The 11,657-nt window shown below is 65.0% G+C and carries 7 protein-coding genes and 5 tRNA genes; 5 read left to right on the top strand and 7 right to left on the bottom strand.

The window, feature by feature from the left end; all coding sequences use genetic code 11:
- Positions 1 to 156: 156 nt before the first annotated feature.
- Complete coding sequence (locus tag EO174_RS02845) at positions 157 to 537, bottom strand: response regulator (protein ID WP_104582548.1); 381 nt, start codon at positions 535 to 537, stop codon at positions 157 to 159.
- A gap of 139 nt (positions 538 to 676) precedes the next feature.
- Here EO174_RS02845 and EO174_RS02840 point away from each other — a divergent pair.
- Positions 677 to 763, top strand: a tRNA-Leu gene (locus EO174_RS02840).
- Positions 764 to 1,106: 343 nt separating this feature from the next.
- Positions 1,107 to 1,283 (top strand): hypothetical protein, encoded by a 177-nt coding sequence (locus tag EO174_RS02835; protein ID WP_104582549.1) that lies wholly within the window; start codon positions 1,107 to 1,109, stop codon positions 1,281 to 1,283.
- A gap of 255 nt (positions 1,284 to 1,538) precedes the next feature.
- On the opposite strand, the gene EO174_RS02830 is transcribed toward EO174_RS02835, so the two are convergent.
- The 6 genes from EO174_RS02830 to EO174_RS02800 all read right to left on the bottom strand — a co-directional run bounded on the left by EO174_RS02830 (position 1,539) and on the right by EO174_RS02800 (position 3,402).
- Positions 1,539 to 1,614 (bottom strand) — tRNA-Glu (locus EO174_RS02830).
- Positions 1,615 to 1,663: 49 nt separating this feature from the next.
- Positions 1,664 to 1,739: transfer RNA gene (locus EO174_RS02825), tRNA-Ala, on the bottom strand.
- 498 nt (positions 1,740 to 2,237) lie between these two features.
- A tRNA-Glu gene (locus EO174_RS02815) sits at positions 2,238 to 2,313 on the bottom strand.
- Positions 2,314 to 2,359: 46 nt separating this feature from the next.
- Positions 2,360 to 2,435, bottom strand: a tRNA-Ala gene (locus EO174_RS02810).
- Positions 2,436 to 2,539: 104 nt separating this feature from the next.
- The gene (locus tag EO174_RS02805) at positions 2,540 to 3,001 is read right to left on the bottom strand and encodes a cytochrome c (RefSeq protein ID WP_164740057.1); all 462 of its coding nucleotides are present in this window, start codon (positions 2,999 to 3,001) and stop codon (positions 2,540 to 2,542) included.
- Between the two features lie 8 nt (positions 3,002 to 3,009).
- Positions 3,010 to 3,402: a cytochrome c gene (locus EO174_RS02800; RefSeq protein ID WP_126942092.1), complete on the bottom strand. Its 393-nt coding sequence runs from the start codon at positions 3,400 to 3,402 to the stop codon at positions 3,010 to 3,012.
- A gap of 204 nt (positions 3,403 to 3,606) precedes the next feature.
- Between EO174_RS02800 and EO174_RS02795 the strand changes: the two genes are divergently transcribed.
- The 3 genes from EO174_RS02795 to EO174_RS02785 are packed head-to-tail and all read left to right on the top strand — an operon-like array spanning position 3,607 to position 11,329.
- Entirely contained in the window at positions 3,607 to 4,740 is a 1,134-nt protein-coding gene (locus tag EO174_RS02795) for an efflux RND transporter periplasmic adaptor subunit (RefSeq protein WP_164739042.1), read from the top strand.
- A complete protein-coding gene (locus EO174_RS02790) occupies positions 4,737 to 8,246 on the top strand; it encodes an efflux RND transporter permease subunit (RefSeq protein ID WP_126942090.1) in 3,510 nt (1,169 codons plus the stop codon). Before EO174_RS02795 ends, EO174_RS02790 begins: the two co-directional genes overlap by 4 nt.
- Positions 8,243 to 11,329, top strand: a complete 3,087-nt coding sequence (locus EO174_RS02785; protein ID WP_115676950.1) for an efflux RND transporter permease subunit — start codon at positions 8,243 to 8,245, stop codon at positions 11,327 to 11,329. The genes EO174_RS02790 and EO174_RS02785 overlap by 4 nt, the downstream gene beginning before the upstream one ends.
- The last annotated feature ends 328 nt before the right edge of the window (positions 11,330 to 11,657 follow it).

Here is an 11,657-nt window from a genome sequence, read left to right as displayed (position 1 = left end):
TCTAGTGGCAAGCGGGCTGTAGGCGAGGGGTTTGCGACAACCGGCACGGCAGCGCGAACGGCCTGCGTTAAGCGCAGCAGTGGCGCAATTGGTTACCGAAGAGTGCCAACTATCGACCGCGCCACGTGCTTGCGATACACCGGTAGGCGGTTGCGCTCAGCTGGCGGCACCGCTCAGCTGCCGTGCCCTGGACAGCGCGCTGATCAGCTCTTCGGACAAGTAAGGCTTGGTCAGGATCACGCCGCGTTCGAAGCCGCCGGGGATGGTGCCACTGGCAACACCGGTGGCCAGCACGAACGGAATCCCCAGTTCCGACAACAGTCGGGCGACCGGCTCGCTGGTCTCGCCGTTGCCAAGACGGTAATCGAGCACCGCGATTTCCGGCGCATCGGCCTTGATCAGCGTCAGCGCCTGTGCAACCTCTCCGACCGGACCCAGCACGACGGCACCGGCCTGGACGAGCTGCAGGTCGAGCAGCATGGCATTCATCTGGTCGTTCTCGACCACCAGCACCCGAACTCCACGCAACACCGACATTGCTTACTCCTTCACCTAAGTCGGCCAGTATATCGACACTGCTTCGCCGCGGCGCTGATGACTCCGCTTGCACCTGAATTCGTCAGGCGCGTTCTGACACTGTTCGTTTCATGTACAACTCGCTATACTGCGCGGCCACGCCGAAGTGGCGGAATCGGTAGACGCAGCGGACTCAAAATCCGCCGCCCTTAAAAGCGTGTGGGTTCGAGTCCCACCTTCGGCACCAGGATGTAGCGGTACAAGCAGAGCCCTTCTGGCGACAGTCAGAGGGGCTTTTCTTTTTGGCGCTCGACAGCCGTGCCGGAGCAGGCGAATGCCTGCCGGTGATTGCATCGCCGCGCTTGCGCAGTGCCGTCGGGCGTGGAGCGAGGGGGTGTCGATGTTGTGCGCCAGGCGGCGCAGCGTCGTGCCGTGCTTGCATGGCAGTGTGTTCGCTGGCCCGCATCGCTGCCGCGTAGTTGCTGAAGAATGCAGTCGAGATGAGGCAGCCCTGCCACCTTGCGCCTGCAGGCACGCAACCATCACGCGCGGTGCGTACCTTGGACAGCTCTTTCAAGCAGGTGGCTTCCATGGATTTTGATTCTTCGCAGCAGCTGCGCATTTTGCGCGACATCCACGACACCAAGCCGGTGACCGACGAAGAGGCCAACTGGGCGGTGCGCGCCGGCTATGCGACACAGGCCGAAGACGGCGATATCGATCTCACCCACGAAGGCCGCAAGGCGCTGGATGTCGGCCAGACCTGATCTGGCGTGGTGCGGACGTTGGTCGATGCGCAAGCCGGTTGGTGCGTCATCGAGTGCACACGTTCCACATTCGATCGGCGGTGCGTGCGTGTGGATGCAGCGACACCGCCTCGCGCCCGCAGTCGATAGGCTCGTTGAACTGGCAGCTCAACGATATGTGGTCGCGTCGCTACCGATCGCATGCGGTGAAGCAGGGGGCTGCTGAGCAGCATCAGGCAAAAAAAAGCCCCGGCAATGCCGAGGCTTTCTGATGATTGGCGTCCCCACGGGGATTCGAACCCCGGTGTCCACCGTGAAAGGGTGGTGTCCTAGGCCTCTAGACGATGGGGACGCGTATCAAAACCTGGTTGTAGATTCCAGACGGCCTATGTCGGGAATACTGGTGGAGCCAGGCGGGATCGAACCGCCGACCTCCTGCATGCCATGCAGGCGCTCTCCCAGCTGAGCTATGGCCCCACGATGCTGCGAGCCGGCAATCATAGCGACATCGATGACGCTTGGGAAGTGGTGCGTGCAAAAAAAGATGTGCTGAGCGATTGCCGGTGGCAGGGTCAGCATGGCGCGTGCAGATGCAGGCATGTGATGCGTTCCAGCATCGCCGATTGATGGAGCTGGATGTCGCTGTGCGGGGATTGTCCGATCGGGTAGAGCGCAACGATGCAGTGGCCTTGGTTATCCGCAGGCTGGGCATGTGCAGCAGTCGTTGCGCAAGTGATCGACCTGCGTTGCAAGGGGTGCGCGTTCGCGGTCATCGGCATGCGTGCTGTTGCGCTGCAGCCGACGGCGGATCAGCAAAGGGGCCGCTTGCATTGCGGCAACACGCTGCCGCTGCATCTTCGATATCCGCATGACGACATGCCGCACCAGATGGGCCGCGTGCAGATCCACGACACACGAGCGATGCCGAAAAACACGCAAAAAAAAGCCCCGGCGATGCCGAGGCTTTCTGATGATTGGCGTCCCCACGGGGATTCGAACCCCGGTGTCCACCGTGAAAGGGTGGTGTCCTAGGCCTCTAGACGATGGGGACGCATATCAAAACCTGAGTTTGTCTACCTGGCGGCCTAAGCCAGGATTGGTGGAGCCAGGCGGGATCGAACCGCCGACCTCCTGCATGCCATGCAGGCGCTCTCCCAGCTGAGCTATGGCCCCACGAAACTGAGAACGAAATGATAGCGGCCTGTTAATGTTCGCGCAAGTGCTTTTTCATCTCGAATGAGACGCAACGTGCGCGGGGCACCCGACGCGTCTGCAACTCAGTTGACGCCGTGCAGATCGCGCAGCTGCGTCTGCCGCGCACCAAAGTAGGCGGCCAGATCGGCAATGTCCTGATCGCTCAGCGCGGTGGCCTGTGCGGTCATCAGCGGGTGCTGGCGATCGCCGCTGCGGTAGGCCTGCAGGGCGTGCGCAAGGTAGTCGCCGTACTGGCCGCCGAGCTTGGGATAGCTGGGGTCGATGGGAACATTGCCGTCGGCGCCATGGCAATCGATGCAGCTCTGGCCGGTGGCCTTGCCCTTCGCATGCGCCAGCTTGTCTCCGGCCTCGGCGCGCCCGGTCGGCAGCCCGGCGGACGAACCGGAGCCATGTTCGCCGCTGGCGTGGCCGGCATCGCCGGCGGAATGATCGGTGGACTCCACCTGGGATTGGGAGCAGGCCGCCACCATCAGGGCAGCGACCAGGACGATGGCTAGACGCGGAGCGTGCAGGGCGTTCGGCATGTGGGCGCTTATTTGAGGGTGGACAGGTAGGCGGAGATATCGGCGATGTCCTGCTCGGAAAAGCTCTGCGCCTGCGCTTGCATGGTGGGATGCTTGCGTTTGCCCTGGCGGTACTCGGTCAGCGCCTGGGTCAGATACTGACTGGACTGGCCGCCGATCTTGGGCACGCGATAACTCGGATAGGCGTTCTTGTACCCGGTGACCCCGTGGCAACCCTGACATGTATAGGCCAGCAAGCGGCCGTTGGACGGGTTGCCGGTGGGCGCTGCGGGGGGGGCCGCCGCCGCAGTGGGCGCAGGCGTGGCGGGTGCGGCTGGCGGGACTGATGGTGTCGCTGATGCGCCCCCAAACGGCAGGAAGACGACCAGAGCGAGACAAGCGGCGAGCGGCTGCGGGCGCATGGTTTCGTATCCGGAAGACTGATTGAACGTCCGCACGTGGGGGCATGACGGAACCGGTCCGAGTATGCCTGCGATTTGGCCTCGCGCAAACGGGGTGAATAGGCGAACTTGAACAGACCATGACCTTTGGCGCATTGGCGACATCATCGTTCGGGTGGTCTACTTGCCTACAACACCTGTTCACGCATCCACTAGGACACGACGATGTCGCCACGCTCTTTCTTGCCCGGCCGCAGCGGAACCTGCGCCGCCGCATTGTTGATCACCACGAGCCTGTTGCTGGGCGGTTGCAAGGCCGGAGATGGCGCGGCCAAGGCGGCCGAGGAAAAGAAGAGCGTCGACGCGGTGCCGGTGGAAATTGCCAAGGCCGCACGCCGTGCGGTGGCGGCCAGCTATACCGGCACCGCCGCGCTGGAGCCGCGTGCCGAAGCACAGGTGGTGGCAAAGACCTCCGGTGTGGCGCTGGCGGTGATGGTGGAAGAGGGGCAGAAGGTGTCCGCGGGCCAGGCGCTGGTCCGCCTGGATCCGGACCGCGCGCATCTGGCGGTGGCGCAAAGCGAGGCGCAGCTGCGCAAGCTGGAGAACAGCTACCGTCGCGCCACCCAGTTGGTGGGGCAGCAACTGGTCAGTGCCGCCGATGTCGACCAGCTCAAGTTCGATGTCGAAAACAGCCGCGCGCAGCACCGCCTGGCATCGCTGGAACTGTCCTACACCACGGTGCAGGCGCCGATTTCCGGGGTGATCGCCTCGCGCTCGATCAAGACCGGCAACTTCGTGCAGATCAATACGCCGATCTTCCGCATCGTCGACGACTCGCAGCTGGAGGCCACGCTCAACGTGCCCGAGCGCGAACTGGCCACGCTCAAATCCGGCCAGCCGGTGACCTTGCTGGCCGATGCCTTGCCCGGCCAGCAGTTCATCGGCAAGGTCGATCGCATTGCGCCGGTGGTGGATTCGGGCAGCGGCACCTTCCGGGTGATCTGTGCGTTTGGCCAGGGCGCCGAAGCGCTGCAGCCGGGCATGTTCGGGCGCATCCGCATCGACTACGACCAGCGCAAGGATGCATTGGTGATTCCGCGCCTGGCACTGCTGGATGATGGCGAGCCGGCGGTATTCGTGGTGCGCAACGGCAAGGCCAGCCGGGTGCCGGTGAAACTCGGCTATGCCGAAGGCCCATGGCTGGAAGTGCGGCAAGGCCTGAAGGAAGGCGACCAGGTGGTGACCGCCGGCAAGGTGGCGCTGCGCGATGGCACTGCGGTGCAGGTGATCGGCCAGCCCGATCGCAAGCCGGTTGCGGCTGCGGCGCCGGCAACCGGCAGCGACGGGAAGCGCTCATGAGCGATCACGGCAACCCGCACGGACCCGTGCACGACCCGCATGCGTCCTTGTCCGGCGGTGGCGGTCTGGTGGCCTTCGCCACGCGGCGGCGGGTGACCATCGCGATGATCACCGTGACCATGCTGCTGTTCGGGCTGATCGCCTTGCGCAGCCTCAAGGTCAATCTGCTGCCGGATCTGAGCTATCCCACGCTGACCGTGCGCACCGAATACACCGGCGCGGCGCCGGCGGAAATCGAAACGCTGGTGACCGAGCCGGTGGAGGAAGCGGTCGGCGTGGTCAAGAACCTGCGCAAGCTCAAGTCGATCTCGCGCACCGGGCAGAGCGATGTTGTGCTGGAATTCGCCTGGGGCACCAACATGGACCAGGCCAGCCTGGAGGTGCGCGACAAGATGGAAGCCTTGTCGCTGCCGCTGGAAACCAAGCCGCCGGTGTTGCTGCGCTTCAATCCATCGACCGAGCCGATCATGCGGCTGGCGTTGTCGCCGAAGCAGGCACCGTCCTCCGACAGCGATGCGATCCGCCAGCTCACCGGCTTGCGTCGGTATGCCGACGAGGATCTGAAAAAGAAGCTCGAACCGGTGGCCGGCGTGGCCGCGGTCAAGGTCGGCGGCGGGCTGGAGGACGAGATCCAGGTCGATATCGATCAGCAGAAGCTGGCCCAGCTCAACCTGCCGATCGACAACGTGATCACCCGGCTCAAGGAAGAGAACGTCAACATCTCCGGCGGCCGGCTGGAAGAAGGCTCGCAGCGGTACTTGGTGCGCACGGTCAACCAGTTCGTGGATCTGGACGAGATCCGCAACATGCTGGTGACCACGCAGAGCAGCAGCGGCAGCGCCGCGGAAGCGGCGATGCAGCAGATGTATGCGATCGCCGCGTCCACCGGATCGCAGGCGGCGCTGGCGGCGGCGGCCGAGGTGCAGAGCACGTCCTCGTCGTCGACCAGCAGCATTGCCGGCGGCATGCCGGTGCGATTGAAGGATGTGGCCGAGGTGCGCCAGGGCTACAAGGAGCGCGAGGCGATCATCCGCCTGGGCGGCAAGGAAGCGGTGGAGCTGGCGATCTACAAGGAAGGCGACGCCAACACCGTGTCCACCGCCGCAGCGCTGCGCAAGCGGCTGGAGCAGTTGAAGGCGACCGTGCCCGGCGATGTCGAAATCACCACCATCGAGGACCAGTCGCACTTCATCGAGCACGCGATCAGCGACGTCAAGAAGGATGCGGTGATCGGCGGCGTGCTGGCGATCCTGATCATCTTCCTGTTCCTGCGCGATGGCTGGAGCACCTTCGTGATCAGCCTGTCGCTGCCGGTGTCGATCATCACCACGTTCTTCTTCATGGGCCAGCTGGGCCTGAGCCTCAACGTGATGTCGCTGGGCGGTCTGGCGCTGGCCACCGGCCTGGTGGTGGACGATTCGATCGTGGTGCTGGAAAGCATCGCCAAGGCGCGCGAGCGCGGCCTGAGCGTGCTGGATGCCGCAATCGCCGGCACCCGTGAAGTGAGCATGGCGGTGATGGCGTCCACGCTGACCACGATCGCGGTGTTCCTGCCGCTGGTGTTCGTCGAGGGCATCGCCGGGCAGCTGTTCCGCGACCAGGCGATGACCGTGGCGATCGCGATCGCGATCTCGCTGGTGGTATCGATGACGCTGATCCCGATGCTGAGTTCGCTCAAGGGCGCGCCGCCGATGGCGTTCCCGGACGAGCCGAGCCACCCGCAGTGGCAGCCGCAGCAGCGCTGGCTCAAGCCGGTGGCCGCCGGCCGGCGCGGAGCCGGGGCGAGCGTGCGCTATGCGTTCTTCGCTGTGGCGTGGGCGGTGGTCCGGCTGTGGCGCGGCATCGCGCGGGTGGTGTCGCCGGTGATGCGCAAGGCCAGCGATCTGGCGATGGCGCCGTATGGCCGCGCCGAGCGTGGCTATCTGGCGATGCTGCCGGCGGCGTTACGGCGGCCCGGGTTGGTGCTGGGACTGGCGGCGGCCGCGTTTGTCGGCACCGTGTTGCTGGTGCCGATGCTGGGGGCGGACCTGATTCCGCAGCTGGCGCAGGACCGCTTCGAAATGACCGTGAAGCTGCCTTCCGGTACGCCGTTGGCGCAGACCGACGCGCTGGTGCGCGAGTTGCAGCTGGCGCACGACAAGGACCCGGGCATCGCCTCGTTGTATGGCGTCAGCGGCAGCGGCACGCGGCTGGACGCCAATCCCACCGAAAGCGGCGAGAACATCGGCAAGCTCACCGTGGTGATGGCCGGTGGCGGCAGCCCGGCAGTGGAAGCGGCGGCCACCACGCGGCTGCGCAACAGCATGGCCGGGCACCCGGGGGCGCAGGTGGATTTTGCACGGCCGGCGTTGTTCAGTTTTTCCACGCCGCTGGAAGTGGAGCTGCGTGGGCAGGACCTGGGCGAGCTGGAACGTGCCGGGCAGAAGCTGGCGGCGATGCTGCGGGCCAATGGCCACTATGCCGACGTCAAGTCGACGGTGGAGGAGGGCTTTCCGGAAATCCAGATCCGTTTCGACCAGGAGCGCGCCGGTGCGTTGGGCTTGACCACGCGCCAGATCGCCGATGTCATCGTCAAGAAGGTGCGCGGGGACGTGGCCACGCGTTACAGCTTTCGCGATCGCAAGATCGACGTGCTGGTGCGCGCGCAGCACAGCGACCGCGCCAGCGTGGACGCGATCCGGCAGCTGATCGTCAACCCCGGCAGCAGCCGGCCGGTGCGTCTGGCAGCGGTGGCCGAGGTGGTGGCGACGACCGGGCCGAGCGAGATCCATCGCGCCGACCAGACCCGCGTGGCGATCGTCTCGGCCAGCCTGCATGACATGGACCTGGGCGGTGCGGTGCGCGAGGTCGAGTCGATGGTGCGCAACGATCCGCTGGCCGCCGGCGTGGGCATGCATATCGGCGGGCAGGGCGAGGAGCTGGCGCAATCGGTGAAGTCGCTGCTGTTCGCGTTCGGCCTGGCGATCTTCCTGGTCTACCTGGTGATGGCCTCGCAGTTCGAATCGCTGCTGCATCCGTTCGTCATCCTGTTCACCATCCCGCTGGCGATGGTCGGCGCGGTGCTGGCCTTGCTGATGACCGGCAAGCCGGTGTCGGTGGTGGTGTTCATCGGCTTGATCCTGCTGGTGGGGCTGGTGACCAAGAACGCGATCATCCTGATCGACAAGGTCAACCAGTTGCGCGAGGACGGCGCGCCCAAGCGCGAGGCCTTGATCGAAGGTGCGCGTTCGCGCTTGCGGCCGATCGTGATGACCACGCTGTGCACCTTGTTCGGTTTCCTGCCGCTGGCGGTGGCAATGGGTGAGGGTGCCGAGGTGCGCGCGCCGATGGCGATCACCGTGATCGGTGGGTTGCTGGTGTCCACGCTGCTGACCCTGCTGGTGATCCCGGTGGTGTACGACCTGCTGGATCGACGCGCCGATGCGTACTACCTGGAGCGTGGCCGACGCATGGCCGGGCAGCGTGCGCAGGCACCCGGGAACTCCGACGGGCTGGAGGCGCTATGAGCGTTGCCGCCTTCAGCATCCGTCGCCCGGTCACCACCATCATGTGCTTCGTCTCGCTGGTGGTGGTGGGGCTGATTGCCGCATTCCGGCTGCCACTGGAGGCGCTGCCGGACATTTCCGCGCCGTTCCTGTTCGTGCAACTGCCGTACACCGGCTCCACCCCGGACGAGGTGGAACGCAACCTGGTGCGCCCGGCCGAAGAGGCGCTGGCGACGATGACCGGCATCAAGCGCATGCGCTCGACCGCCACCGCCGATGGCGCCAACATCTTCATCGAGTTCTCCGACTGGGATCGCGACATCGCCATCGCCGCATCGGATGCGCGCGAGCGGCTGGATGCCATCCGTGACGATTTTCCGGAAGATCTGCAGCGCTTCCACATCTACAAATGGTCCAGCAGCGACGAACCGGTACTCAAGGTGCGCCTGGCCAGCCAGACCGACCTGACCGGCGCGTACGACATGCTCGACCGCGAATTCAAGCGGCGCATCGAACGGATTCCCGGCGTGGCCAAGGTGGAGATCTCCGGCGCCCCGCCGAACGAGGTGGAGATCGCGATCGCGCCAGACCGGCTCACTGCGCACGACCTCAGCCTCAATGAGTTGAGCGAGCGCCTGGGCAAGCTCAACTTCTCGGTGTCTGCCGGCCAGATCGATGACAACGGCCAGCGCATTCGGGTCCAGCCGATCGGCGAATTGCGCGACCTGCAGGAGCTGCGCGAGCTGGTGCTCAACGCAAAAGGGCTGCGTCTTGGCGATATTGCGCAGGTGCGGTTGAAGCCCACGCGGATGAATTACGGACGCCGCCTGGATGGACGGCCGGCGATCGGGCTGGATATCTACAAGGAGCGCAGCGCCAACCTGGTGGATGTGTCCAGGGCGGCGTTGAAGGAGGTCGAAGACATTCGCGCCGAACCTGCGATGCGCGATGTGCAGATCAAGGTGATCGACAACCAGGGCAAGGCGGTGACCTCATCGCTGGCGGAGCTGGCAGAAGCCGGCGCGGTGGGCTTGCTGTTGTCGATCACGGTGCTGTTCTTCTTCCTGCGCCACTGGCCATCGACGCTGATGGTGACGCTGGCGATTCCGATCTGCTTTGCGATCACGCTGGGCTTCATGTATTTCGTCGGCGTCACGCTCAACATCCTGACCATGATGGGCCTGTTGCTGGCGGTCGGCATGCTGGTCGACAACGCGGTGGTGGTGGTGGAAAGCATCTACCAGGAACGCGAGCGCATGCCCGGCCAACCGCAGCTGGCGGCCTTGCTGGGCACGCGCAGCGTGGCGATCGCGCTCAGCGCCGGCACCTTGTGCCATTGCATCGTGTTCGTGCCGAACCTGTTCGGTGAGACCAACAACATCAGCATCTTCATGGCACAGATCGCGATCACCATTTCGGTTTCGCTGCTGGCTTCATGGTTGGTGGCCATCAGCCTGATTCCGATGTTGTCGGCGCGCATGAAGACACCGCCGATGGTGAGCTCCGAGCGCGGCGTGATCGCACGGCTGCAGCGCCGTTATGCCAGGGTGCTGGCGTGGACGCTGGCGCATCGCGGCTGGAGCGTGGCCGGCATCGTGCTGGTCAGTGCGATCAGCCTGGTGCCGATGAAGTTGACCAAGGTCGACATGTTCGGCGGCGATGGCGGCAACGAGGCCTTCATCCAGTACCAGTGGAAAGGCTCGTACACGCATGAGCAGATGGGCGAGGAGGTCGGGCGGGTCGAGCACTACCTGCAGGCCCATCGCGACAAGTACCACATCACCCAGATCTATTCGTGGTTCAGCGAGGCCGAAGGCAGCAGCACCACCGTGACCTTCGACGCGGGCAAGGTCAAGGACCTGCCACCGCTGTTGGAACAGATCCGCAAGGCATTGCCGCGCTCGGCACGTGCGGACTACAGCATCGGCAACCAGGGCGATGGCGGCAGCGGCAATCAAGGGGTGCAGGTGCAGCTGGTCGGCGACTCGACCCAGGCCCTGCAGGCCTTGGCCGATGAGGTGATCCCATTGCTGGCGCAGCGCAAGGAATTGCGCGATGTGCATGTGGATACCGGCGATCGCACCAGCGAGTTGGCGATCCGGGTGGACCGCGAGCGTGCGGCGGCCTTCGGCTTCAGTGCCGAACAGGTGGCAAGCTTCGTGGGCCTGGCCTTGCGTGGCACGCCATTGCGCGAGTTCCGCCGCGGCGACAACGAGGTGCCGGTGTGGGTGCGCTTTGCCGGCGCCGAACAGAGCAAGCCGGAAGACCTGGCCAGCTTCACGGTGCGCACCAAGGATGGCCGCAGCGTGCCGTTGCTCAGCCTGGTGGATGTGCAGATTCGCCCGGCCGCCACGCAGATCGGCCGTACCAATCGGCAGACCACGCTGACCATCAAGGCCAACCTGGCCAGCAAGGTCACCGTACCGGAAGCACGCGCGGCAATGGAAAAGCCGCTCAAGGCAATGAGCTTCCCGGCCGGTTACAGCTACACCTTCGACGGCGGCGATTACCAGGACGACGGCGAAGCGATGGGCCAGATGGTGTTCAACCTGGTGATCGCGCTGGTGATGATCTATGTGGTGATGGCGGCGGTGTTCGAGTCGCTGCTGTTTCCTGCGGCGATCATGAGCGGCGTGGTGTTTTCGATCTTCGGGGTGTTCTGGCTGTTCTGGATCACCGGCACTTCGTTCGGGATCATGTCCTTCATCGGCATCCTGGTGTTGATGGGCGTGGTGGTGAACAACGGCATCGTGATGATCGAGCACATCAACAACCTGCGCCGCCGCGGCATGGGCCGCACCCAGGCGCTGATCGAAGGCTCACGCGAGCGCCTGCGGCCGATCATGATGACGATGGGCACCGCCATCCTGGCGATGGTGCCGATCTCGCTGACCAGCACCACGATGTTCAGCGACGGCCCGCCGTACTTCCCGATGGCCCGCGCGATTGCCGGCGGGCTGGCATTTTCGACGGTGGTGAGCCTGCTGTTCCTGCCGACGATCTACGCGATTCTCGATGACATGAGCAATGGCGCAGCAGCGCTGGTACGACGTGCGCGCGGTGTGCCGAAGATGCCGCCGGCGAGCGTTGCGCTTGAGTCTTGAACCTCACACGCCGCCTGAGCCCCTCTCCTGTCGGGAGAGGGGTTGGGGTGAGGGTACGGGTGCCCCGGGCACTGCCAATCAAGCGGCTGTCAGTCGCTGGCTTCGGTGAGGGCGGCAGCGCGTCCGCGGACTGGCTCCTCGGCTCGGTCAGACATCCTGTCTGACTCGCCGCCGCGGCACATCCCTGTGCCGCTCTCCGCCAATCCCCGGCCACGCTGTCGCTTCGGCGAGTCGTTTCCGCGACGTTGGGCGACGAAAAACGGCAGCCGGTTCAGTGCTCGATTTTGATGCGTGCCAATCTGCTCTCCGTTCCGCCAACGCAGGAACA

This window comes from Xanthomonas sp. BRIP62418 (assembly GCF_003993495.1).
GTDB classification, from domain to species: Bacteria; Pseudomonadota; Gammaproteobacteria; order Xanthomonadales; family Xanthomonadaceae; genus Xanthomonas; species Xanthomonas euroxanthea.
The sequence above is the reverse complement of the archived record's forward strand: the minus strand, read 5'-3'. Positions and strand labels throughout refer to the sequence as shown.